Here is a 25,045-nt window from a genome sequence, read left to right as displayed (position 1 = left end):
TTCTCAGTGTTTGAATCGTTCGGCCCAATCATCGGCATTAAAGCCGACGCTGACCGTGTCGCCGTGCTCAACCACGGGCCGCTTGATGATGGACGGATTGTCGAGCATCAGGTCGTGGGCGGATTGGGCGCTAATATTATCACGAACATCGTCCGAAAGTTTGCGCCACGTGGTGCCGCGACGGTTCAGTAACACCTCCCAGCCGGCCGCCTGCTCCCATTGGCTGAGCCGGGCAGTGTCCAGCCCGTCCTTCTTGAAGTCGTGGAATTCGTAGTCGATGCCGGCGTCGTCCAGCCATTTCCGAGCTTTCTTGACGGTGTCGCAATTTCGGATGCCGTAGAGTTTCATGTCCTGTTTGCCTTTACAAAAGTCACAATGCGTTTGGCCGCTTCCACGCATTCTTCAACCGGCGCCACCAGGGCCATTCTTACCCGGTTTTTGCCAGGATTATGGCCATCGACAGTGCGAGAGAGGTAGCGCCCGGGGAGCACGTGCACATTCTGCTGGGCCGACAGTTCCCGCGCGAACGTTTCGTCGTCCATCGGGGTTTCCGGCCATAGGTAGAACCCGGCATCGGGAAAGTCCACGTTCATCACTTCCCGAAGGATGGGTACCACCGCCTCAAACTTGGCGCGGTAGGCCGCCCGGTTCTCCCGCACGTGGTCTTCATCGCTCCAGGCGGCAATGCTCGCCAGCTGGTTGTGTATGGGCATGGCGCAGCCATGGTAGGTGCGGTATTTGAGATAGCCTTTGAGGATATCGGCATCGCCGGCCACGAAACCGGACCGCAGGCCCGGCAGGTTGCTTCGCTTCGACAGGCTGTGGAACACGATACAGCGGGCGAAATCGTTGCGGCCAATAGCGGCACAGGTTTGCAGCAATCCTTCCGGCGGCTGGCCTTCGTCGGGGTAGAGCTCGGAATAGCATTCGTCGGACGCGACGATGAAGTCATGCCTGTCCGCCAATTCGATGACCCGCACCAACGTCTCCCGGGGAATTACCGAACCGCTGGGGTTGCCCGGTGAACACAGGAACAGGACCTGGCAGTCTTTCCATACGGATTCCGAAACCTTGTCAAAGTCCGGTATGAAATGGCTGTCTGCGTCGCAGGCGAGGTAATGGGGTGTTGCGCCAGCGAGGAACGCGGCGCCTTCGTAGACCTGGTAAAACGGGTTGGGGCTGACCACGGTGGCGCTCTGGCTGGATTCCACCACCGATTGCACCAGCGAGAAGATGCCTTCACGAGTGCCATTCACCGGAACGATATGGTGCTCAGGCGTCAGTGATCCGGGTGTCAGTTCAAAGCGGCGGGTGGCCCAGCGCGCGATGGCCTGGCGCAGTTCGTCGGTGCCTTTCGTTGTAGGGTAGTTGGCGAGTTTGTCCAGATTGTCCGAGATCACCTGTTTGACGAATTCCGGCGACGGATGCTTGGGCTCACCGATGCCCAGGGAAATCGACGTCAGGTCCTTGGGAACGCTGATGCCGGACTTGAGTTTGGTCAATTTCTCGAACGGGTAGGGGTGTAGCCTGTCCAGGTCGGCATTCATTGGGTGTCATCCAGCATTTGGCAAAGATCCTGCTGCAGGGCCTGGCAGACTGCGGGGTCGCTGATCTGCTCGCCGTGCTCGTCGGTTACAAAGAATACGTCTTCCACCCGTTCACCCAGCGTTGCAATCTTGGCGTTGGTCAGCCGCACGCGATGCTCCAGCAATACCTGCCCAACGCGGGCCAGCAACCCCGGGCGGTCCGGTGTGATCACTTCCATCACCGTGCGCTGGTTGATGGTGTCGTTGGAGAAGGTCACTTCCGTGGGGAAGGCAAAGTGCTTCAGCTGTCTGGGAGTGCGGCGGTGGATGATGTCAGGGTAATCTTCCGGGTCATCCAGTTCCTCAATCAGGCGCATGCGAACCCGATCCTTGCGGGCCGGGTCAATGCCCAGGGGTTTGCCTTTCTCGTCCAGAACAATGTAGGAACTGATAGAGAAGGGGCCTTCGCTTGAGCTGATGCGAGCATCGACGATGTTGAGGTTAAGTTGTTCCAGCACCGCCGTGGTGGCCGCGAACAGGTCAATACGGTCACTCATATAAATGATGATCTGGGAGTAGCCGTCAGTAGGGCCGCCCCGGGTGTCACGAATCAGCACCAGCGGGTCGGGGTCATCACCATGGCGGATGATTGCAGCGGTCTGCCAGGCAATGTCCACCGTGGAATCCTGCAGGAAGTAGTCTTCGTCCAGGGTTTCCCAGATTCCGTCGATCTGTTCGTCCGTCATATTCTGGGCGTGAAGAATCTCCCGTGCCTCGGACTGAGTGGCGCGCACCCATTCCTGACGGTCTACCGGTGTTTCCGAGCCGCGTCTGAGTGCCCGTTTGGTCTCGATGTAGAGCTGGCGCAACAGCGAGGCGCGCCAAGTGTTCCACAACTTGGGATTGGTGGCGCTAATATCGCACACCGTCAGCACGTAGAGGTAGTCCAGGTGTACCTGGCTGGGCACGGCGCGTGCGAAGCCATGGATGATGTCCGGATCGGAGATGTCCTTGCGCTGGGCGGTCATCGACATCAGCAGGTGATTTTCCACCAGCCAGGAGGCCAGTTGAGTGTCCCGTTCGCTGAGGTGATGGCGTTCGCAGAAGTCCTCGACGTCAATTGCGCCCAGCTCCGAATGGTCGCCGCCCCGGCCTTTTGCCACGTCATGATAAAGGCCGGCAATATACAGTGTTTCAAGCTTCGGTAACCGGTGAATCAAACGCGACGCCAGCGGGTATTCATTGCGGGCGTCGGCGCTGTCCAGCCGCACCATGTTGCGGATCACCCGCATGGTGTGGGCATCCACGGTGTAGATGTGGAACAGGTCGTGCTGCATCTGGCCGATGATCTGGCCAAATTCGGGGAGGTAGCGGCCCAGCACGTTGTATTTCTTCATTGCCGACAGGGTCTGGTCGAGGGCGTGCGGCGTCCGCAGCAGTTCCATGAACAGGGAAGTAACGGCCAGATCCGAGCGGAAAGCGTCGTCAATCAGGTGGCGGTGCGCCCGCAGTGAACGGATGGTGGTGGCGCGGATGCCTTTGATTTCCGGATGCTGCGCCATCAGAACGAAAATTTCCATGATGGCATAGGGCGCGTAGGCGAAAACCTGGTTGTTGACGGCTTCAATGTAGTAGTTGCGAATCTGGAAGCGCTTGTTCAGGGGCAGGATGTCGTCGTCACTTCCGGCGCCGAGGATAGCCTCGTCGTAGTACTGAAGAATAACGTCGGTCAGCTCCGCCAGGGCCAGCACGGTGCGGTAGTAGGACTGCATCATCAACTCAACGCCCAGTCGCTTGCCCTCATCCTTGTAACCCAGCATCTGAGCGAGTGCCCGTTGATGGTCAAACAGGAGGCGATTCTCGTTGCGGTCGGCAATCAGTTGCAGGCCAAAGCGAAGTCGCCACAGGAAGGTTTCGCCCTGCAGCAATATCTGGTGCTCTTCTTCGGTCAGGATACTAAAGCGTGTCAGATCCGCGATATTCTGCAGACCGAAGTGTCGCTTGGTAATCCAGCCGATGGTCTGTATATCCCGCAGTGCGCCTGGAGAGCCTTTTACATTGGGCTCGAGGTTGTATTCCGTGTCCCCGTATTTCGCGTGGCGCTGCTTCTGCTCTTCCCGTTTTGCTATGAAATAATCGCGGTCAGAGCTGATGGCGTCTGAATAAACCTGATGACTGAGTTCGTCGCGTAAGTCATCCGGGCCGGCAATGGTTCGGGTTTCCAGCAGGTTGGTAAGGATCGTGACATCTTCCCTGGCGGCGTCCATGCTTTCCTGGATGCTGCGGACGCTGTGGCCGATATCCAGCTTCAGGTCCCACAGGAGGGTTATGAAGGCGCCAAGGTCTTCCTGCCAATTCTCTTCTATACCACTCCGGGTGAGAATCAACAGGTCGATATCGGAATGGGGGTGGAGTTCTCCTCGGCCATAGCCGCCGACTGCAACGAGAGAGACATCGGCAGAGGCGGCAAAGGCGTAGCGGTTCCAGATCAGGGCAAGAATGGTATCCAGGGTTCCGGACCGGGAATGGACCAGTGCGCGAACATCAGCTCCCTGCCGGAACGCTTCTGCATCTGCGTTGTAGCGTTCCTTCAACAGCTCCCGGGCCGCTACAACAGGTGAGATGTCGTTGCTTATCCTGGATTCCAGTTCGCTGAGGTCCACCTAGAATGACTCTTCCGTGCGCTTGGTCAGTACTTCGTAGCCGTCCGACGTCACCAGGATAGTGTGCTCCCATTGCGCGGAGAGCTTATGATCCTTGGTAACCACGGTCCAGCCGTCTGGCAGCAGCTTGGTGTGGTACTTTCCCTGGTTAATCATCGGTTCGATGGTAAAGGTCATGCCTTCCTGCAGTTCCATGCCGGTGCCTGGCTTGCCGTAGTGCATCACCTGAGGATCTTCGTGAAACACCTTTCCAATGCCGTGACCGCAATAGTCGCGGACTACAGAATAGCGATGCTTCTCAGCATGCTGCTGGATCACGTGACCAATGTCGCCCAGTCGGGCGCCAGGCTTCACCAGTTCAATACCTTTATAAAGACACTCCTGGGTGATCTGGATCAGGCGTTCGCTGCCGGGCTTGGGTTTACCGACGATGAACATCTTGCTGGTATCACCATGCCATCCGTCCTTGATCACCGTGACGTCGATATTGACGATGTCACCGTCCTTTAATACCTTTTTCTCGTTCGGGATGCCGTGGCAGACCACATGATTCACTGAGGTGCATACCGATTTCGGGAAACCCTTGTAGTTCAGCGGCGCCGGGATGGTCTTTTGCTCGTCCACCATATAAGCGTGGCAAATATTGTCTAGCTTCTCGGTTGTTACGCCCGGTTTGACGTGTTCGCCAATCATCTCAAGAACTTCGGCCGCCAGGCGGCCAGCGACACGCATCTTCTCGATTTCTTCCGGAGTCTTGATCGATACCTGCATTGGGGTTCCCGTTGATTTGGATCAAACACGCATTTTAAGGGGGAGTGTTGCCCGGTACAAGGAAGAGGCGGTTTTGCCGTGCTTTCCGGGACACAAATTAATGGAATCCAGCGGGCAATTTATGGTATAAACGCGCCCGCTGGAAACAAATCCGGCAAATTCGCACACACGTCGGCACGTTGTCCCAGGGTGCCTGCTCTTGTTGTCTCTATATAAAGGCAACGGAGCCAGGTTGGGGCAATCGGACGTGTGGAGGACTAACCCGAAGCTAAAAAGGTAAATATCATGGCTCAGGTAAATATGCGTGACCTGCTGAAAGCAGGCGCCCACTTCGGTCACCAGACCCGTTACTGGAACCCGAAAATGTCGAAGTTCATCTTCGGCGCTCGTAACAAGATTCATATCATCAACCTAGAGCAGACTGTTCCTGCCATGAACGATGCGTTGAACTTCGTTCATAACCTCGCGGGCAACAAGAACAAGATCCTGTTCGTTGGCACCAAGCGTGCGGCGGCCAAGATCATCAAGGAAGAAGCACTGCGCTCCAGTCAGCCATACGTGAACCATCGCTGGTTGGGCGGCATGCTGACCAACTACAAGACCATTCGCCAGTCAATCCGTCGCTATCGCGACCTGGAAGCACAGAGCCAGGACGGTACGTTCGACAAGCTGACCAAGAAAGAAGCTCTGGATCGCACCCGCGAAATGGACCGTCTTGAGCGTTCCATCGGCGGTATCAAGGACATGGGCGGCCTGCCGGACGCTATGTTCGTGATCGACGTTGACCACGAGCGTATCGCGATCAAAGAAGCCAACAAGCTGGGCATTCCTGTTATCGGTGTTGTTGACACCAACAGCGACCCTGACGGCGTTGATTACGTGATTCCTGGCAACGACGATGCCATCCGCGCGATCCAGATTTACGTGCAGGCCGTTGCTGAAACCTGCATGGAAGCGGCCCAGTCTGCCGGTGCCGGCGCTGACGAGTTTGTGGAGGTCAGCGAAGACGCGGAAGGTGCTGCTCCCGCTGCGGAGTAATAGTTCCTTCGCGAACAGGTTGTAGGGTGTGCCCGTGGTTTACCGCCGGGCACACCGGTCCAGAATTCGGAACAGTTAAGAGGAATGAACATGGCTGCAATTACTGCTGCAATGGTCAAAGAGCTTCGTGAGCGCACCGGCCTTGGCATGATGGAATGCAAGAAGGCGTTGGTGGAAGCTGGCGGAAGTGTTGATGCCGCAATCGAAGAACTGCGCAAGTCATCCGGCCTGAAGGCTGCCAAGAAAGCGGGTCGTACCGCCGCTGAAGGTGTTTCCCTGATCAAGGTGTCTGACGACAACACCGTCGCTTACATCCTGGAAGTGAACTCCGAGACTGATTTTGTTGCTCGTGATGACAACTTCATGAACTTCGCCAACGACGTTCTGAATGTTGCCTTTGAGAATAGCCGAACAGACGTTGCCGAACTGATGGAAGGCGATCTGGAAGCCAAGCGTGAAGCGCTGGTTCAGAAGATCGGCGAGAACATCACCGTTCGTCGTATTGTACGGGTGGAAGGCCCGGTTGTGGGCGCCTACGTTCACAGCACCAACAAAATTGCGTCTGTTGTGGCCCTCACTGCAGGCAGCGCTGAAGTTGCACGGGACGTTGCCATGCACGTTGCCGCTGTTAACCCACGGGTTGGCAAGCCGGAAGACATGCCGGCCGAGGAACTTGAGAAAGAAAAGGACGTCATCAAGGCCCAGCCGGATATGGAAGGCAAGCCTGCTGAAATCGTCGAAAAGATGATGGGCGGCCGGATCAAGAAATTCCTGGCGGAGAACAGCCTGGTCGAGCAGCCGTTCGTCAAGAATCCTGACCAAAGTGTGGGTCAGCTGATTAAGGACAACGGCGGTGAGCTGGTTAGTTTTGTTCGCCTGGAAGTCGGTGAAGGTATCGAGAAGGAAGAAGTGGATTTTGCGGCAGAGGTCGCTGCGGCGGCAGGTACCGGCAAGTCCTGATCCTTCTGACAGGTGCCAGGGCGATGTCCGGGGCACCTTCCAAGTCTGCCACGTTAGCCGGAGTTTTCCGGTTCTCGTGGCGGGCTTGTATCTGAGATACCCCTTTTTTTGAGGAGTATGTCAGATACAAGCCTGAGAAGCTTGTCCTGCCAGGCACCAAGCCAGACACATAGAAGGGGATCCTCATGCCGAAGTCGTCCAATACCCAGCCCAGATACAAACGCGTCCTGCTCAAGCTCAGTGGTGAAGCCTTGATGGGCGAGCACGATTTTGGCATCGATCCAAAAGTGCTTGATCGGATGGCATTGGATATTGGTTCGCTCATTGGCATTGGTGTTCAGGTAGGCCTGGTCGTTGGCGGCGGCAATCTGTTCCGCGGTGCGGCGTTGAACGCCGCTGGTATGGACAGGGTGACCGGCGACCATATGGGCATGCTGGCCACGGTCATGAATGGACTGGCCATGCGTGACGCCCTGGAGCGATCCAACATCCGTACCCGGGTTATGTCTGCCATCCCTATGAGTGGTATTGTTGAGCATTATGATCGCCGGCGGGCGGTGCGCGACCTGAAAGACGGCGATGTGGTGATTTTCTGTGCAGGCACCGGTAACCCGTTCTTTACGACCGACTCAGCCGCTTGCCTGCGGGGAATCGAAATTGAAGCGGATGCCGTGCTGAAGGCTACCAAGGTTGATGGTGTTTATTCCGCTGATCCATACAAGGATCCGACCGCGGAAAAATACGATCGTCTCACCTATGACGAGGTGCTGGACAAAAAGCTGGGCGTGATGGATCTGACCGCTATATGCCTTGCGCGGGATCATGGTATGCCTCTCCGGGTCTTCGACATGAACCGCTCTGGCGCGCTGACCCGTATCGTGACCGGGGAGTCAGAAGGCACACTGATTGAGTAATCTGATTGAGACATTTTGTACAACGAATCCGAGGACGCTGCAGTGATTGACGATATTAAAGCTGATGCTGAAAAGAAGATGAAGAAAAGTCTTGAATCCCTGAATTGGGCTTTTAATAAAATCCGTACCGGGCGAGCGCATCCGTCCATTCTGGACAGCGTAACCGTGGATTACTACGGCCAGGAGACACCGCTCAAGCAGGTGGCGAGCGTGAATGTCGAGGACAATCGTACGTTGGCCGTTTCTCCGTGGGAGAAGCCTCTGCTACCGAAGATCGAAAAAGCGATCATGATGTCGGACCTGGGCCTGAACCCGTCGAATAACGGTGAGGTTATTCGAATTCCCATGCCGATGTTGACTGAGGAAACCCGTAAGGAAATGGTCAAGCAGGCCAGAGCTGATGCGGAGCATGGCAAGGTTTCCGTCCGTAATGCGCGTCGCGACGCCAACAGCACGCTGAAAGAGCTGCTGAAGGAAAAGGATATCAACGAAGACGAAGAGCGTTACGGTGAGGAAGAGATTCAGAAGTTGACCGACCGTTATATCGCTGAGATCGAGAAACAGCTCAAGGCCAAGGAAGAGGACTTGATGGCTGTCTGATCAGCCAGTCCAATTCAGTACAATGATCAGTTGGTGCCATTGCTTTTGTCCGGTATCGACTGAACAGGGGATTGCATGACGGAAAGTGTATCCGCAGAGATTCCGGTTTCGGCTAGTAGCCGGCCCCGGCATGTGGCCATTATCATGGATGGTAACAATCGCTGGGCAAAGGCACGGCGACTGAAAGGCGTCGCGGGCCACAAGGCCGGTGTGAAGGCGGTGAGGTCGGTGGTTGAAACCTGTGCCCGGCAAGGGGTGGAGGTGCTTACCCTGTTCGCGTTCTCCAGCGAAAACTGGCGCCGCCCGGAAGACGAAGTGTCGGCCCTTATGCGCCTGTTTCTGTTTGCGCTGGAGCGGGAAGTCAAAAAACTGCATCGCAACGACATTTGCCTGCGCATGGTCGGCGATCGCTCTGCGTTCAGCGCCGACTTGCAGGAACATATGGAGCGCGCAGAGGCGCTTACCCGCGACAACACCCGGATGACGCTGGTCATCGCCGCCAATTATGGTGGGCACTGGGACATCACCCAGGCCAGCCGTAAAGTGGCTGAGAAGGTTCGTTCCGGGGAGCTGGCGCCCTCCGATATCACCGATGACCTTATCCAGCAGCACCTCTCCATTGGCGACCTGCCTATGCCGGATCTGATGATTCGTACGGCTGGCGAGCAACGCATCAGCAATTTTATGCTTTGGCACCTGGCTTATACCGAACTGTATTTTTCTCCCGTTTACTGGCCCGATTTTCAAGAGCAGGAAATGAGTCAGGCACTACAGGCATATGCGGGCCGGAAACGCCGTTTTGGTCAGACCGATGACCAGATTGCCAGCGTTTCGTCAGAACAATAACGACAAGATAGCGAACGATATCGTGCTAAAAACCCGTATTATTACCGCGCTTATCCTGGCACCCATCGCCATTGGCGGAATTTTCTTCCTGCCGCCCTTGGGGTTTGCCCTGTTTACCGGGGGTATTATCACCATTGGTGCCTGGGAGTGGGCCAATATGTCCGGCCTGGCTGCGCCAGCAGCTCGTGTTGTGTACGCCCTTGTGGTCGCGGTGGTGTTATACGGACTGCTGAACGTTCCGGCTGTTGCGGTACTATGGCTGGCATTGTTCTGGTGGGTACTGAGTTTCCTGCTGGTACGAAATTACCCCAGCGGTTCTGAGCGCTGGGGCGGTGTGCCTGCCCGCGCCCTGATGGGCTTGTTAGTGCTGGTTCCCGCGTGGGTAGGGCTGAATCATCTTCGTACCGGCGGTTTTCAGTTCGGTGACAGTGCCAACAACCTGCTGCTTATTCTCTATGTGTTCTGCGTGGTCTGGGTGGCTGATATCGGCGCCTATTTTGCCGGCCGTGCGTTTGGCAAGGCGAAGCTCGCGCCCCGGGTCAGTCCGGGAAAATCCTGGGCGGGTGTCTGGGGTGGCCTGGTGGCAGTCGCGATCTTCGCGATTATCATCAGTGCGCTGGCCTCAGCCAGCACCATGCAGTTGCTGTTACTGGTTGTTGCGAGCCTGATCACTGGTGCCGTTTCCGTGCTTGGCGATTTGCTGGAAAGCATGCTGAAACGTTTCAGGGGTATTAAAGATAGCAGTCAACTATTGCCGGGCCATGGCGGTATCATGGACAGAATTGACAGCCTGACGGCTGCGATTCCGGTATTTGCCCTGATCATTACCCTGATGGGGTGGTTGACGACGGGGCAGTGGTGACTATTGTGAAACGTCGTGTTTCGATACTTGGGGCGACTGGCTCCATTGGCCTGAGTACGCTTGATGTCATTCGCCGCCATCCGGAGCGGTTTTCGGTTTCAGCTTTAACCGCCAGTACCAGTGTCGACAGCATGGTGGAGCTGTGCCATGAGTTTCGTCCGAGGTATGCGGTCATGGCCGATGAAAATGCGGCTGCTGCGTTGTCTCGTGCGTTGAGTGACCTGCCGTCAGTGATGGTTCTCGGTGGCTCGGAAGCACTATGCCAGGTCGCGGGCGATGGTGATTCCGATACGGTTATGGCGGCAATCGTTGGGGCCGTGGGATTGCCGCCCACGCTTGCTTCGGTGCGGGCGGGCAAGCGCGTTTTGCTTGCCAACAAGGAAGCGCTGGTTATGTCGGGCAAGCTGTTTATGGATGCGGTTCTGGCATCGGGGGCTGACGTTCTGCCAATCGACAGCGAACACAATGCCATCTTCCAGTGTATGCCCCCGGACAAGGTCCGGGATACCCGCGGCGCGGGGATTACGCGAATTCTGCTCACTGCCTCCGGCGGGCCGTTTCGTACTCACTCGGCCGAATCCCTGCGCAACGTGCTGCCTGCCGAGGCCTGCAATCACCCCAACTGGTCGATGGGGCAGAAGATTTCAGTCGATTCCGCGACCCTTATGAACAAGGGGTTGGAACTGATAGAAGCATGCTGGCTGTTCAACACCACGCCGGAAATGATAGAGGTGCACGTCCATCCGGAGAGCATCATTCATTCGATGGTTGAGTACGCTGATGGGTCCGTTCTGGCGCAGCTCGGTAGTCCTGACATGCGCACACCCATTGCCAACGGTCTCGCGTGGCCCGAGAGAATTGAAGCCGGCGTCGCCCCGTTGGATCTGTTTCGTATCGGACAGTTTCACTTTGAGCGCCCGGATCTGGAGCGCTTTCCGTGCCTGAGGTTGGCAGCGGAGGCGTTCCATAAGGGCGGAACGGCACCAGCGGTAATGAATGCCGCAAACGAAGAGGCCGTGGCCGCCTTTCTTTCCGGTAACCTGTGTTTTGCGGATATCCCCCTTATCATAGAGCGTACGTTGGCAGCCACCGAGGTTGTACCGGCGGACAGTTTCGATACCATCTTCGCGAAGGATGCTGAGAGCCGCGCCGTCGCACGGGAACAGATACGGGGGCTGGCTGTCTGAACCATGCGAGTCCCGAGAGGCGGTCCTATCATCACCAACAGAGAGCATTATGCAGATCGTTGAAACCGTATTGGCGTTGATACTGACGCTGGGCATTCTGGTGACGCTCCACGAAGCTGGTCACTTTTGGGTGGCTCGCCGCTGCGGTGTCAAGGTTTTGCGGTTTTCTGTCGGTTTCGGGAAGCCGCTGTTTTCATGGTACGACCGACATGGGACCGAGTTTGCGGTTGCGGCTATCCCTCTAGGCGGCTACGTGAAAATGCTGGATGAGCGGGAAGGGCCTGTGCCCGAAGAGCTCAAGAGCCAGGCGTTCACTGCCAAGCCCCCCTCAAAGCGTATTGCCATTGCTGCCGCAGGGCCCGTAGCGAATTTCCTGTTTGCCATTGCTGCGTACTGGCTGCTCAGCGTGGTTGGCTTCACCACGGTTGCTCCGATTGTCGGGGAGGTCAGTCAGGACAGTGTTGCACAACGGGTTGGGCTCACCAGTGGCATGGAAATTCACCAGGTCGACGGCCGTCGTGTGACGTCCTGGCGCGACGTAAACATGCGCCTACTTGAGCGCACGGGTGAGTTTGGTGAGGTAACCATCGATGTCTCGCAGAACGGGAGTCGTGGGACGCTGCGGGGGCCTCTGGATGGCTGGAGGTTAAGTGAGGATACACCAAACCCATTGGGTGAGTTTGGTGTAACGCCCTGGCGGCCCGATGTACCGGCAATACTGGGGGAGATATCACCAGGTGGCCGGGCTGAGGCCGGCGGGTTGAAGTCCGGCGACCGAGTGGTTGAGGTGGACGGCAAGCCAGTAGCGGACTGGTTCGAGCTGGTGTCGTTCATACGCGAGGCGCCCGAAACGCCCCTGGAGCTGACAGTCGAACGCGGTGGTCGCATGGAAAAAATCCGTGTGACGCCCGCGGAAAAAACAGCAGACGATGGCAGTGTTACCGGTTTCGTGGGTGCAGGTGTCAGCGAGGTGACCTGGCCTGATCACGTACTCAGGGATGTCAGTTATGGTCCCCTGGCAGCGATTCCCAATGCGCTCTCCGAAACCTGGGGTGACACTCGATTAACCCTGGTCGCGATCAAAAAAATGGTGACCGGATTGCTTTCTCCCACTAACCTTAGTGGCCCGATTACCATTGCCAGGATAGCGGAAGCCAGTGTAAGTTCCGGTTTCGAAGACTTTATTCGTTTTCTTGCCTACCTCAGTGTCAGTCTTGGGGTGCTGAACCTGCTACCAATACCGGTTCTTGATGGTGGGCATATTGTTTATTACACCATTGAAGCCATCCGTCGGAAGCCTCTTTCAGAGCAGGCCCAGGCATTCGGACTGCGTATTGGAATGGCAATGATCCTTACATTAATGGTGTTCGCACTTTACAACGACCTGATGCGGTTGTGAGAATTGCGAACTCCTTACGCGCATCAACAGGCGAAATTATTGAATGAGACGTTCTCTTCTGGGTATAGCTGTAGGCTTGGTAGTCGCCACCTCAATCATAAAACCGGCACTGGCTGATGAATTCACCGTATCCGATATCGAGGTAGAAGGCCTTCAGCGGGTATCCGCAGGGACGGTATTTTCCGCATTTCCCGTTTCGATCGGGGAACCGGTCGATGAGGTGGAGTTGTCCGACGCCATCAAAGATCTGTTCCGTACCGGCCTGTTTACCGATATCAAGGCCAGCCGTGATGGTGGTGTGCTGATCCTTACGGTCCAGGAACGGCCTTCGATCACGTCCATAGAGATTGAGGGCAACAAGAACATCGAAACCCCCATGCTAATGGATGCGCTATCCGGAGCCGGGCTCCAGGAAGGGCAGGTATTTCGCCGGGCAACCCTGGAGCGGCTGGAGCTTGAGATTCTCCGGTCCTACATCAGCCAGGGTCGTTACAACGCGCGGGTGAAAGCCACCGCAGAGGATCTTCCCCGCAATCGCGTTGCCATCAAATTGGACATTAACGAAGGCACGGTTGCAGCTATCCAGCACCTCAATATTGTGGGTAATGACGCGTTTGACGACGAGACGCTGCTGGATCTGTTTGAGCTCCAGACCACCAGCTGGTGGAATTCCATCACCAGCGCCGACAAATATGCCCGGGAGCGCCTGAGCGGCGACCTGGAGTCACTGCGGTCCTTCTACCTTGACCGCGGCTACATCGACTTTACGGTTGAGTCCAGCCAGGTCTCGATTTCTCCCGACAAGAAACAGGTTTTTATTGCCATCTCGTTGAACGAGGGGCCTCAATACACGGTGTCAGACGTCAACCTGCGCGGCGAGCTGATCGTACCTGAGGAAGAGCTGCGGGAGCTCATTCCCATTGAAGAGGGCGACGTGTTCTCTCGTTCCCGGATGACGGCGATTTCGGAAGCGCTTTCCCGTCGTCTTGGCCGCGAAGGTTATGCGTTTGCAAACGTGAATGCGGTGCCGGAACCTGCCGATGACAATACAGCGTCAGTAACCTTCTTCGTGGAGCCTGGTAAGCGGGCGTATGTCCGGCGCATCAATTTTGATGGCAACGTCTCCACCCGGGACGATGTGTTGCGCCAGGAAATGACCCAGATGGAAGGTGGCGTCGCCTCCACCGACCGGATCGAATTCTCGAAAACAAAGCTGGAGCGACTTGGCTTCTTCGAAACCGTCGATGTGGAGACGGTTCCTGTGCCCGGTACCGATGATCTGGTGGACGTAAACTATTCGGTAGCGGAACAGGCAACAGGTAGCCTGTCGGCATCTGTCGGCTTCTCACAGGCCTCCGGGGTAATCCTTGGTGCCAACGTGTCCGAGAACAACTTCTTTGGCAGTGGCAAACGTGTGTCCTTTGGTGTGAATGTCAGCGACTCCATCAAAAGCGCCAATTTCTCCTACCAGGATCCTTACTACACCGTAGACGGCGTTAGTCGTGGTTTCAGTGTGTTTGCCCGTGAAACTGATTTTGAAGAGCAGGATATTTCATCCTATCTGCTGGATGAGTACGGTGGCCGGCTTACCTTCGGCTATCCCACGGACAACATTACCCGTCTCAATTTCGGGCTTGGGTATACCCTGTCCAAAGTGAAGGAAGGCGCGTTCACCTCAGATGAAGTCAGAACCTTCATTGATGAAGAGGGCAATGATTTCAACAATTACTTCCTGTTTGGCTCCTGGCGTCGCAGTACCCTCAACCGTGGCGTCTTGCCCAGCGACGGTTATAGCGTATCCTTGTCCGCCGACGTGGCTGTGCCCGGCAGTGATCTAACGTTCTATAAACTGAATCAAAAAACCGAGTTCTATCAACCGTTGAACGATAACCAGACATGGGTATTCAGGGCGCGTTCCGAGATTGGCTATGGCGACGGCTACAACGGTCGAAGCGTGATGCCGTTCTACGAGCACTTCTATGCCGGTGGCTATGGTTCGGTGCGCGGTTATGAGGCAAACTCTCTCGGCCCGCTTGCCACAAACGCGCCGAATGACTTCTCCGATCCGGATCCCTTTGGTGGCAGTTTGCTGACCGAGGGCAGCCTGGAACTGATTTTCCCCACGCCGTTTGCCGGGGATACCCGTTCCATGAGAACCGCGTTTTTCGTGGATGCGGGGCAGGTATTTGACGCCGACCGGAATTTTGACCCGGCCCTGGATGAAATTCGCCTGTCTGCCGGTGTAGGATTCCAGTGGATCACGGCGGTTGGGCCGTTGGCGTTCAGTCTTGCCAAACCCTTGAACGACAAGAGCGGTGATGACACCCAGGTGTTCCAGTTCTCCCTTGGCCAGACATTCTGATCATCAGGGTTAGGGGAGAGCGAAAGACAATGATAAACAGGAGAAATAACATGTTCCGATTTTCCGTTGCAGCGGTCCTGGCAGCGCTACTGGTCGCATTACCTGCTGCAGCCGAAACCAGGATAGGCGTGGTTGATCTTCGTCAGGCCTTGTTCTCGTCCAGCGATGCGCGGGCGTTCAGCGAGACACTGCAGAAGGATTTTGCGGGCGAGGAAGCCAAGGTGCGTGAAGCCCAGGATGCCGCCCGCAAGCTCAAGGAGCGTCTTGAGAAAGATGGTGCCATGATGAATGACGCCGAGCGCCAACAGATGGCGGCTGAGTTTCAGGAGAAGGTAAAGGAATTCAATTTCCTTAAGCAGCGCCTGGACTCCACGGTGGCCAATCGCAAGCAACAGTTCCTCGAAGAAGCCCGTCCAGAGGTAGACGCGGCGGTTAAGGAGCTTCTGGAAGAGAACAACCTCGACATGATCCTGCCCAGTGAGGCGGTAGTGTATGTCAAGCCGGAAATGAATCTGACAGAAGAGTTGCTAGAGAAACTGGACCGCTGATACCGCGGGCCGGATAATGGCCAGCCCGGATAAACCTTGTGGAGCTGACAATGACAAAGCGTTCGTACCGGCTGGGCGACATTGCTTCTGAGCTTGGCGCGGAGCTCAAGGGCAATCCCGATACGGAAATCAACGGGCTTGCGACGCTTCAGGCGGCCTCTCCGGGCCAGATAGCCTTCCTGGCCAATCCGTCGTACGGACGCTACTTGGCGGAGACCAGCGCTTCAGCGGTTATAATCTCGCCGTCGATTGCGGACCAGTGTCCTACCAATGCCTTATTACTGGATAACCCCTACCTCGGCTATGCTCGCCTGAGCCATTGGTTTGATCCTGCGCCGGTTGCGACGCCAGGTATTCACCCGTCGGCTGTCGTGGCGTCCTCTGCATTCGTGTCTGATACGGCTTGCATAGGGCCGCAGGCTGTTGTTGAAGCCGGGGCCTTCGTAGGCGAAAACGTCGTCGTGGGCGCTGGCTGTGTTATCGGCGCCCGGTGCCAGATTAGCGAACAGTCTATACTGCGTCCACGGGTAACCCTCGCCCACGATATCGTTGTGGGTAAGCGTTGCCATATCCTCAGTGGTGCGGTCATTGGTTCCGACGGTTTCGGGTTTGCCAATGAAAAGGGCGCTTGGCATCGCATAGCCCAGCTTGGCCGGGTCATTCTGGGGGATGATGTTGAAGTGGGTGCAAACACCACTATTGATCGGGGAGCGCTCGACGACACGGTCATTGGTGATGGGGTGAAACTTGATAACCTGATTCAGATTGCGCACAACGTCAGTATCGGCGACCACAGCGCCATGGCAGCAATGGTTGGTATTGCCGGCAGCACCCGTATCGGAAGCCACTGTGTCTTTGGGGGTGCGTCAGGCGTGGCGGGGCATCTGAATATTGCGGATCAGGTACACTTGACCGGCATGACTCTGGTGACGGGTGACATTCGGGAGCCGGGCGTGTATTCGTCGGGAACCAGCGCCGATAGCAATCGGCAATGGCGTAAAAATGCCGTGCGTTTTCGTCAGCTTGATGCCTTGGCGCGTCGGCTTAAAGAACTGGAAAAGAAAATGGAAGGCTGAGGCCGATACTGATGATGTACATTGATGAAATCATGGAATACCTACCCCATCGCTACCCGTTTTTGCTGGTTGATCGGGTAACCGAGGTAGAAAAGGGACAATTCATCAAGGGGTATAAGAACATTTCCCTTAATGAGCCGTTCTTCACGGGGCATTTCCCCAACAATCCGATCATGCCAGGCGTTCTGATTATTGAGGCTATGGCGCAGCTATCAGGTATTCTCGGCTTTGTGACGGTTGGCCGGAAACCCTCAGACGGCGTGGTACAATACCTTGCTGGTTCCAGCAAAGCGCGTTTCAAGCGCCCCGTGGTGCCGGGGGACAGACTGTACATGGAGTCACAGGTTATTTCCGGAAAGCGTGGAATCTATAAATTCGAGTGCCGCGCACTGGTTGATGATGAAGTCGTCTGTGTGGCAGAAATATTGACCGCTGAGAGAGAAGTTTGATGGCGACAAAAGAATGGTCGGGAGTCCATCCTCAGGCGATTGTGGACTCTTCTGCCAAGCTTGCAGACGACGTTACGGTTGGCCCATGGAGTTACATTGGCCCGGACGTGGAGATCGGTGAAGGCACCGAGATTATGTCTCACGTTGTGATCAAAGGCCCCACGAAAGTTGGCCGTAACAACCGCATATTCCAGTTTTCCAGCGTTGGTGAGGAGTGCCAGGACAAGAAATACGCAGGTGAGCCGACCACTCTGGTCATCGGTGATGACAATATCATCCGTGAGAACTGCACCGTTCATCGAGGTACGGTTCAGGATCGCGGAGAAACCCGTATCGGCAATGGCAACCTGCTGATGGCCTACGTTCATGTGGCGCATGACTGTGTCATTGGTAACAATACGATCCTTGCCAACTGCGCTACGCTGGCAGGCCATGTGTCCGTGGGCGATTTTGCCATCCTGGGCGGTGGCACCATGGTTCATCAATTCTGTCATATAGGAACCCACAGCATGAGCGCTGGTGGCAGCATTGTGCTGAAAGACATCCCTGCGTATATCATGGCAAGCGGGCAATCCGCGCAGCCGTTTGGTATGAATGTAGAAGGTTTGCGCCGCCGTGGTTTCAGCAAGGACGTGTTGCTGGCTCTCCGCCGGGCTTACAAGGTTATCTATCGCCAGGGGCTGACCACGGAGCAAGCCGTTGAAGAGCTGGAAAAGGCCTATTCCGATATTTCTGAAGTAAAACCCCTGATCGATTCCCTTCGTGGCGCTGACCGCGGCATCATCCGCTAACCAGGAAGTGGACGCCCCGGTGATGGACCATCACGAAAGCTCTGTTGTTGTCAGCACCCGCAAAGTGACTTTTGCCATCGTGGCCGGAGAGGCGTCAGGGGATATCCTTGGCGCTGGTCTGATCCGTTCCCTGCGCCTCAGGTATCCGAACGCGCGGTTTGTCGGTATTGGTGGCGATGAAATGATCGCGGAAGGCTTCCACTCTCTCGTTCCTATGGAACGGCTATCGGTGATGGGGCTCGTCGAGGTGCTCGGGCGAATACGGGAGCTGTTCGATATTCGCGCGCGGCTGATGAACTACCTGCTGGCGACACCGCCGGACGTCGTCATTGGTATCGACTCCCCGGACTTTACCCTGGGCATTGAGCGCAGGTGTCGTGATGCCGGTATTCCGACCGCCCATTATGTCAGCCCGTCCGTCTGGGCATGGCGGCAGAAGCGGATCTTCACGATCGCCAAATCCGTCAACCTTATGCTTACCCTGTTCCCGTTTGAGGCCCGTTTCTACGAAGAGCACAGCGTGCCCGTGGCCTTTGTAGGGCACCCCTTGGCGGACCGCATTCCAATGATGCCTGACACAGCCGGTGCCCGTCAGTCCCTGGGGCTTCTGCAAGATGCGCCGGTGCTGGCCATTCTTCCGGGGAGCCGGGGCGGAGAAGTGGAGCGCCTGGGAACTCTTTTTCTGGAAGCCGCCCGTTGGATCCAGGGCAGGCGTCCAGATCTGCAACTGGTGATTCCGTGCGTAAACCGGGAGCGGGAAAAGCAGGTTCGGGCACTGGTGGAAGCTCTGGACGTGAAACTGGCGGTGACCATTGTGCGGGGCCGTTCCCGAGAAGTGATGGCATCGTCCGACGTGGTATTGCTGGCGTCCGGAACCGCCACTCTGGAAGCCATGTTGCTGAAGAAGCCCATGGTGGTGGGTTACCGGTTGAGTCGTGTCAGCTATGCATTGGTCTCAAGGCTGGTCAAGGTGCCTTATGTGGCCTTGCCAAACCTGCTGGCCAAGGAGCAACTGGTTCCGGAGCTATTGCAGGATAATGCTTCGCCCGAGTCTCTCGGAGAAGCCGTGCTTGAGCGTCTTGAAAATGAATCCGAACGCGCCCGTCTGACAGCCGCTTTTTCACAATTGCACGAACAGCTGCGACAGGGGGCCGACGAGCAGTCTGCTGCAGCCGTTTCTGCATTAATAGAAGAAGGCGGGGCACTATGAGCAAGCGCCCTTTACCGCCGTTTGAGTGCCAATACAGGGGGCGGCTATTAGCCGGTGTGGATGAGGTGGGACGAGGGCCGCTGGTGGGGGCTGTCGTCACTGCTGCCGTTATTTTGGATCCGGAAAGGCCAATACCGGGCCTGGCGGATTCGAAGAAGCTGACGGACAAGCGCCGTGAGGTTCTTTACGAACAGATCATCGAGCACGCAGCCTCCTGGAGCCTGGGGCGCTGTGAAGCCGGTGAGATCGACAGGCTGAACATATTCCAGGCAACTATGGTGGCTATGGAGCGTGCCGTGGCGGGCCTGCATGTCGCTCCGGAATATGTGCTGGTGGACGGTAACCGCTGTCCCGGATGGCGCTGGGCCTCGGAGCCAGTGGTGAAGGGCGACAGCCGGGTGGAAGCCATCAGTGCTGCGTCCATTATCGCCAAAGTAACTCGGGACAGGGAGATGGTCGTGCTCCATGAAGAATTCCCTGAGTACGGCTTTGCCAGCCACAAGGGCTATCCCACCCCGGTACACCTCGAAGCGCTCGGTAGATTGGGCGCAACCGCCCACCATCGTCGCTCATTTCGCCCGGTTCAGGACGCGATTGATGCCGTGGGCTTGTACAGCCGTGCCGAGGATCAGGAACTGCAATATCCCGCCGATTTGTTTGAAAATATCGATTGACAGTTTCCGGTCAAATCCTTAGTATACGCGCACGTTGATCGGGGTAGGCCCCGGTAAACAACCAGTTTGATGCGGGGTGGAGCAGTCTGGTAGCTCGTCGGGCTCATAACCCGAAGGTCGTAGGTTCGAATCCTGCCCCCGCTACCACTTATAAAAAGCCGGTCTTTGACCGGCTTTTTTGTGTCTGTTTTACTTGTTTCAGTACTGAATTCCGCTCGCACATTTTTCTACCTTTTTGCAACTCCCTTCCATTAGCTTGCTTCAAATCTAATGCCTTGGTACCGAAAGCATCGCTCAAGGTTGGTGCGTCGGGCAAAAACTTGCCTGCAGATCCAAGTGTTTTGAGGCATTTTGCAATTTTATTACCGTTTCTTGTCGAAAAATTGACAGTTTTTTAACTGGTATGATGATGCCATTCACATCGATACTCGCCGCCGCTTTGTATAATTTCCCAAATAGACGAAGTATTGGTGAAAAAAACTATGAATCGCGTCATTAAAATGTCACAAAAATGTATAGCCGCGTTTTTTGTAGGAGTTGTGATTACGGGATGTGGTGGCGATTCGTCAGGGAGTTCCAGCAGGGAAGGTGTCGCGCAAGGTTCCCCGTCAGGGATCTTCGAGCGTTCGGCGTCGCTGAGCTGGAACGCTCCGTCAACTCGAGCGAACGGTGATGGCATCAAGATGGGCGAGTTGTCCGGCTACGTCATCAACTATGGCCAGAACCCAGAAAGGCTTTCCGAAACGGTGCGGATTGGCGATGCCGGAACCATGGAATACATCTTTGATAACCTGGACGATGGCACCTGGTACTTCACCATCCAAGTGGAAGATGCCGATGGTTTGATGAGTGCGCCATCAGCACCGGTCAGTAAAACCATCTAACTCGGGCTGCGTATGTCTGATCTGGAGTATCGGTACTGCCTGGCCCTTAGCCCAGTGGGTGCGTTACCGGCAGTTTTAGAGTAAAGGCCGACCCTTCTCCGGGGCGCGAGCGAAGGGTGATTTCACCGCGATGCTTTTCGACCACAACGTTCACAAACGACAGCCCAAGGCCCGTGCCATGGTTGCCGGAAATCTCACTGCTTTTCTTGCGCTGATAACGGTCAAACAAGTAGGGAATCTCTTCGGGAGCAATGCCTTCTCCCTCGTCGGTTACGGTAAGGCATGCTTGGTGGCCCGCCTGAAAGACCTGGATATTGACGATCGAGCCGGAGGGGCTGTACTGCACGGCATTGGTCAACAGATTGATCACGGTGCGTTCAAGCAGTTCTGCATTTCCTTTCAGCCATAAATCCTCGGTTCCCTGAAGTAATAGCTGAATGCTTTTCTCGGCGGCCTGCTCGCTGACGCTGTCGCGGGCGTTCTCGACGATGGCCAAAAATTCGCATTCGTAAAATCGGGTCTCAGTCAGCTGTTCGGCCCTGGCAAGCTGCACGAATTCTTCGGCAAGGTGATAGCTTCGTTTCGCTAGCCGGCCCAGTTGGTCGAGCTGTTCCGGCTCGATATGGCCACGATTCCGCTTGAGCTGTTCGATCAATGCAAGTTGGGAAACCAGCGGTGAGCGAACATCGTGGGAAATGAAGTCGATGGCCTCCCGGTGTTGTCGCTGCTGTTCCCTGAGCTCCGAGATGTCCGATATGTTGGCGATAATGCCATTTTGATCGCTGTCGGGAAGTGCGAACGGTGCGAAGTGAATCAGGAAATCCTTATTTCGAATCCGTAGGTCCACGGTGCGGCTCTGGGCCAGCGTAAGGGTTTCCGAGACGGTTTCATGCCAGGGCGGATTGTCCCGTGGGTCATGTCCCTCCAGAAGTCTGGCCAGGGGCAGGCCGCTAAGGCTTGGCATGGGTTCACGAAACCATTCTTCAATGTGGCCGTTGGCAAAGCGGATAACGCCTAACTCGTCGGTTACGATAATGCCGTCCGGCATGCGTTCGAAGCTGCGCCTGATAAACCTCTGCATCTGACTCATGCGCTCGGTCGCCACGCGTACTCGCTCGATTCGGGCTGAGATGTTTTCCCGTGGCCCCGGTTTGGGCGCCTGCGAAGGGGGGCTGGACAGCGGCAAACGGCGGAGGTAACGCTGGGTCGCCTCCCGACTCAGGTTATTAGGCAGTTTGAGCCCGATTTTGTAGGTTACGCCATTGCGTACCAGGCCGATCCAACTCTGGCCCTCAATGTGATGCCAGTGGCCGGGAGTTTCCAGTGGAGGGATATCGCCGGAGGTCAGGCCAGACGACGTGATCACCTCACCGCCTTCAGCCAACAACCAGCCCTCTGGTTGAAGCAGGGCCTGGAAATGGCTGAGCAGTTGCGGTGGGTGCCTCAGTGACGGCTCTTCGAGGGTCATGGTGGGCCCGCGGGCAAGCTCGTCAAGCTGCCGGTTGAGGAAGCTGTTGGTCATGGCCAGCCGTAGTGCGCTGGATACGGGCAGCGCCAGCAGGGGAATCACGATGGCGTGGGAGATCGGTAGCCAGAGCTTGGCTCCGACCAACAGCAGCGCATGCAGAAGAGCCAATAAGCCGAGGCTAGTCAAACAGAGCAAAATACTACGTGCCGGTCGCATGCGGGGTAGGGTGAACGACAATAGAGCGATGATAAAAACGGCGAGACCAATCGCAATAGGCTTCGATACCCGTGATATCAATTCGTCTTTCACCAATGCGGAATAGCTGTTGGCGTGGAACTCAACGCCGGACATGGGCTGTTTGAGGCCCGAAAACGGGGTGGGCAGGATGTCGCCAAAGCCCGGTGCGGTTGCTCCCACAAACACGGTTTGCCCTTTGAAAGCATCCTTTGCGAATTGCCCATCAAGCACCTTGGTATAGGAGTGGGAAGGCAGCGTCCCGGCACCACCAGCCATTGGAATGGCGCGGTAGTGCTGTCTGACGTTTGTGTAGGGCGGCACACTGGATATTTCCGGGCCCGGTGACGGTGTATCAGAGGCCGCCAGTGCCAGGCTGGGCCATAGCTGATCACCCAGGCCATTGAACAGATAAAGTCCTCGCGCCAAGCCGTCTTCGTCAAGCTCCACGTGGGCGTGCCCAAGCGTTGCAGCTGCGGACGCCAACGCAGGGGCGGGAAGTTGTTCGCTGATCAGGTAGTGCCGGGAGGGCGGCGACAGATGAAGCGGCAGGATGACGTTGCCGTGTTTCTGCATGGCGTTGGCCATTGCCTGGTCTGCCGGCGATGGTTCGGGGAACAGGATGTCGAAGACAATCGTTTTGGCGCCGGCCTGATGGAGTTTCTCAATGAGCTGTGCATGGGTTGTCCGTGGCCAGGGCCAGCGCCCCAGGCGATCCATGCTCAGTTCGTCAATGGCGATAACAACGACGTCATCGGCCGGTTCTGCGGGTGTTGCGGTGATAAGGGTGTCGTAAAGCCAGAAGTCCAGGCGCTCTGGAGCAGAGGTCGTCTGGAACAGTAGCAAAAATGTCAGTAGTGGCAGGCCCAGCGTCCAAGGTGTTGTTTTAATGGGAAACCAGTTCCGGGTCATGGGGCCTGCTGTCGGGTATCAGGAAATTGTGGGTTATTCCAGAAACAATTCCCTCCCTGGTCCCCACCGGCTTTCGAGCGGACCGTCAGAGAGGGCTTTCAGGCGAACAAAATACCGTCTTCCGGGAATGAGGCGCAAGGCCGCAGTGGTATCCGACAGCGTAGCCTCTTTGATGATGTTGTTAAATCCCGGTTCTTCAGACAGCTGCAGGCGATAATCGGTTGCAGTATCCACCTTCTGCCAGAATACCCTTACCTGGCTATCGACGTAGTTGACACTGATGATGCGAACCGGTGGCAAGGTCCCGTTCACGACCAGCGAGCGTGCCTCACTCGTGGCCACAGAATTGCCGCCGGCCTCGGTGACCACCCGCCAGTAGTATTGTCCCGGTGTCAGTGGTCGAGAAGGCAGCGCGCTTTCATCAGGCGCCCACTCGCTGGTGGCAATCGTGTTTCCAAAGTCTTTGTCCTCCGCAATTTCCACTCGGGCGACTTCGTTTTCGCCGCGCAACCGCCATCGGAACTCGGGCATGTCGTCGTTAACGGTCGCGCCTGGTTCCGGTTGTTCCAGTGCGGCAGTCCGGGCCTGTAGATCGACTTCGAAAGACATGACGCCGGGCATGCCAGCCATGCCACGATTGTCGATGGCGGCAAGGTGAATCTCGTAGCGGCCATTGTCCAGCAGGTTAATATCGAAATCATTGTCGCTGACTTCGTTGCTGTTAATCCAGCGGCCGGACTCGGCATCAAAGATATCCACGCGATGGCTGTTGGCTCCGTTGGGCGTCCAGCTCAACTGTGCAGGAAGTTGCTTCAACTGCTGCGGCAGGGGGTTAATCTCCGGAGCTGGGGGCAGGCGGCGGATGCTCATTCTGCCCACACCTGCGGTTGAAACGCTGGCGCTATAACCAGCTGGAATCCGGCGTGTTTGCCCCGGCGGGCCAAACGATACCTCGCCCTCGGTAACCCGTAGATCGGTCATGCCGGGCGCAGTCCTGAGGGTAAACATGGTGCCCCTGACCGCCGCCACCGCGGAGGGTGTTTCGATCTCAAAACGTGAACCGCCCTCGATCACGGGTTTCACCTGGGTTTCAATTTCGCCCTGATTGAGGCGCAGGCGGGTGTCCACCATGCCGGACTTCCCATACTGCGTCAGGCGATTGAAGGCGAGGCGGGAATGCGGTGATATCCGCACTACAGAGCCGTCAGCAAGTTCGATGGTTGCCGTGCCAGCCTGTGACCGGATTTCATCACCCACCCGAATCAGGGAATCGCTGGTCAGGGGGCGTTTGGTGCCGTCACTACCGGAAATCAGTTGCACCGACCCGGTCACCGAGTTGACCCGCGCAGGGTTGGGTTGGCGCTGAAGCCAGGCAAGGGGAATTCTCAGGTTGTCTCCACTGCCCACCTTGGCGGGGTTATCGATGCCGTTATGCTGTAGCAGGCGAATGGCGGGAATATCCTTGGACAACAATGCGTCAGCGATCTCCGCAAAATGTTCACCGGGTCGTACCGTATAGATCCACTCCGGCGTCGCATTGGATTCAGGGGTAGCAGTGGCCGCCTGGGAGCCCCGGGTGACCGAAAGTTCCGCCTGTACTGGCAACGCCGCCAGGGAGCTGATTAGGAGCAGCAAACCGGTGAACGTTCGCAGGGTGACGCATTGACTCAT

Annotated in this window: 22 protein-coding genes and 1 tRNA gene; 17 read left to right on the top strand and 6 right to left on the bottom strand. The window is 56.5% G+C overall.

From position 1 onward, the window contains the following. Positions 1-3 precede the first annotated feature (3 nt). The 4 genes from R1T46_RS18005 to map are packed head-to-tail and all read right to left on the bottom strand — an operon-like array spanning position 4 to position 4,960. Positions 4-348: an ArsC family reductase gene (locus tag R1T46_RS18005; protein WP_317306431.1), complete on the bottom strand. Its 345-nt coding sequence runs from the start codon at positions 346-348 to the stop codon at positions 4-6. Further along, entirely contained in the window at positions 345-1,547 is a 1,203-nt protein-coding gene (dapC, locus tag R1T46_RS18000) for a succinyldiaminopimelate transaminase (protein ID WP_317306428.1), read from the bottom strand. Before dapC ends, R1T46_RS18005 begins: the two co-directional genes overlap by 4 nt. Further along, positions 1,544-4,189 carry a [protein-PII] uridylyltransferase gene (locus R1T46_RS17995; RefSeq protein WP_041335142.1) on the bottom strand — a complete coding sequence of 882 codons (2,646 nt, stop codon included), beginning with the start codon at positions 4,187-4,189 and terminating at the stop codon, positions 1,544-1,546. Before R1T46_RS17995 ends, dapC begins: the two co-directional genes overlap by 4 nt. Next, on the bottom strand, positions 4,190-4,960 hold the full coding sequence (gene map, locus R1T46_RS17990; protein ID WP_317306427.1) for a type I methionyl aminopeptidase: 771 nt from the start codon (positions 4,958-4,960) through the stop codon (positions 4,190-4,192). A gap of 285 nt (positions 4,961-5,245) precedes the next feature. Here map and rpsB point away from each other — a divergent pair, with 285 nt between their 5' ends. The 17 genes from rpsB (at position 5,246) to R1T46_RS17905 (ending at position 20,760) form a co-directional block, all read left to right on the top strand. Beyond that, on the top strand, positions 5,246-5,998 hold the full coding sequence (gene rpsB, locus R1T46_RS17985) for a 30S ribosomal protein S2 (RefSeq protein WP_292046863.1): 753 nt from the start codon (positions 5,246-5,248) through the stop codon (positions 5,996-5,998). Positions 5,999-6,088: 90 nt separating this feature from the next. Continuing rightward, a complete protein-coding gene (gene tsf / locus R1T46_RS17980) occupies positions 6,089-6,958 on the top strand; it encodes a translation elongation factor Ts (protein WP_317306425.1) in 870 nt (289 codons plus the stop codon). A 185-nt stretch (positions 6,959-7,143) separates the two neighbouring features. After that, positions 7,144-7,872 carry a UMP kinase gene (gene pyrH / locus R1T46_RS17975; protein ID WP_007151790.1) on the top strand — a complete coding sequence of 243 codons (729 nt, stop codon included), beginning with the start codon at positions 7,144-7,146 and terminating at the stop codon, positions 7,870-7,872. Between the two features lie 42 nt (positions 7,873-7,914). Next, the gene (gene frr / locus R1T46_RS17970; protein WP_317306423.1) at positions 7,915-8,472 is read left to right on the top strand and encodes a ribosome recycling factor; all 558 of its coding nucleotides are present in this window, start codon (positions 7,915-7,917) and stop codon (positions 8,470-8,472) included. Between the two features lie 75 nt (positions 8,473-8,547). Continuing rightward, positions 8,548-9,318, top strand: a complete 771-nt coding sequence (uppS, locus tag R1T46_RS17965) for a polyprenyl diphosphate synthase (RefSeq protein ID WP_317306422.1) — start codon at positions 8,548-8,550, stop codon at positions 9,316-9,318. Positions 9,319-9,340: 22 nt separating this feature from the next. Beyond that, positions 9,341-10,180, top strand: a complete 840-nt coding sequence (locus R1T46_RS17960) for a phosphatidate cytidylyltransferase (RefSeq protein ID WP_317308332.1) — start codon at positions 9,341-9,343, stop codon at positions 10,178-10,180. A 2-nt stretch (positions 10,181-10,182) separates the two neighbouring features. Further along, positions 10,183-11,367, top strand: coding sequence for a 1-deoxy-D-xylulose-5-phosphate reductoisomerase (gene ispC, locus R1T46_RS17955; RefSeq protein ID WP_317308331.1), 1,185 nt, complete (start codon positions 10,183-10,185; stop codon positions 11,365-11,367). Positions 11,368-11,416: 49 nt separating this feature from the next. Continuing rightward, positions 11,417-12,766 (top strand): RIP metalloprotease RseP, encoded by a 1,350-nt coding sequence (gene rseP, locus R1T46_RS17950; protein ID WP_317306421.1) that lies wholly within the window; start codon positions 11,417-11,419, stop codon positions 12,764-12,766. Between the two features lie 43 nt (positions 12,767-12,809). Next, positions 12,810-15,128 carry an outer membrane protein assembly factor BamA gene (gene bamA, locus R1T46_RS17945; RefSeq protein WP_317306420.1) on the top strand — a complete coding sequence of 773 codons (2,319 nt, stop codon included), beginning with the start codon at positions 12,810-12,812 and terminating at the stop codon, positions 15,126-15,128. 50 nt (positions 15,129-15,178) lie between these two features. Beyond that, positions 15,179-15,676 carry an OmpH family outer membrane protein gene (locus tag R1T46_RS17940; RefSeq protein ID WP_317306419.1) on the top strand — a complete coding sequence of 166 codons (498 nt, stop codon included), beginning with the start codon at positions 15,179-15,181 and terminating at the stop codon, positions 15,674-15,676. A 50-nt stretch (positions 15,677-15,726) separates the two neighbouring features. Further along, positions 15,727-16,752 carry a UDP-3-O-(3-hydroxymyristoyl)glucosamine N-acyltransferase gene (gene lpxD / locus R1T46_RS17935; RefSeq protein WP_317306418.1) on the top strand — a complete coding sequence of 342 codons (1,026 nt, stop codon included), beginning with the start codon at positions 15,727-15,729 and terminating at the stop codon, positions 16,750-16,752. Positions 16,753-16,763: 11 nt separating this feature from the next. Beyond that, positions 16,764-17,201, top strand: coding sequence for a 3-hydroxyacyl-ACP dehydratase FabZ (gene fabZ, locus R1T46_RS17930; protein ID WP_317306417.1), 438 nt, complete (start codon positions 16,764-16,766; stop codon positions 17,199-17,201). Then, positions 17,201-17,992, top strand: coding sequence for an acyl-ACP--UDP-N-acetylglucosamine O-acyltransferase (lpxA, locus tag R1T46_RS17925; RefSeq protein ID WP_317306416.1), 792 nt, complete (start codon positions 17,201-17,203; stop codon positions 17,990-17,992). Before fabZ ends, lpxA begins: the two co-directional genes overlap by 1 nt. Positions 17,993-18,014: 22 nt before the next feature. Further along, positions 18,015-19,202 carry a lipid-A-disaccharide synthase gene (lpxB, locus tag R1T46_RS17920; RefSeq protein WP_317308330.1) on the top strand — a complete coding sequence of 396 codons (1,188 nt, stop codon included), beginning with the start codon at positions 18,015-18,017 and terminating at the stop codon, positions 19,200-19,202. Continuing rightward, the gene (rnhB, locus tag R1T46_RS17915) at positions 19,199-19,876 is read left to right on the top strand and encodes a ribonuclease HII (protein WP_317306415.1); all 678 of its coding nucleotides are present in this window, start codon (positions 19,199-19,201) and stop codon (positions 19,874-19,876) included. Before lpxB ends, rnhB begins: the two co-directional genes overlap by 4 nt. A gap of 70 nt (positions 19,877-19,946) precedes the next feature. Beyond that, positions 19,947-20,023, top strand: a tRNA-Met gene (locus R1T46_RS17910). Between the two features lie 335 nt (positions 20,024-20,358). Next, entirely contained in the window at positions 20,359-20,760 is a 402-nt protein-coding gene (locus R1T46_RS17905; RefSeq protein WP_317306414.1) for a fibronectin type III domain-containing protein, read from the top strand. Between the two features lie 46 nt (positions 20,761-20,806). On the opposite strand, the gene R1T46_RS17900 is transcribed toward R1T46_RS17905, so the two are convergent. After that, on the bottom strand, positions 20,807-23,374 hold the full coding sequence (locus tag R1T46_RS17900) for a CHASE2 domain-containing protein (protein WP_317306413.1): 2,568 nt from the start codon (positions 23,372-23,374) through the stop codon (positions 20,807-20,809). Between the two features lie 33 nt (positions 23,375-23,407). Further along, complete coding sequence (locus tag R1T46_RS17895) at positions 23,408-25,045, bottom strand: FecR domain-containing protein (RefSeq protein ID WP_317306412.1); 1,638 nt, start codon at positions 25,043-25,045, stop codon at positions 23,408-23,410.

This window comes from Marinobacter salarius (assembly GCF_032922745.1).
GTDB lineage: Bacteria > Pseudomonadota > Gammaproteobacteria > Pseudomonadales > Oleiphilaceae > Marinobacter.
Note: the sequence above shows the minus strand (reverse complement) of the source record. Positions and strands in the feature narration are given on the sequence as shown.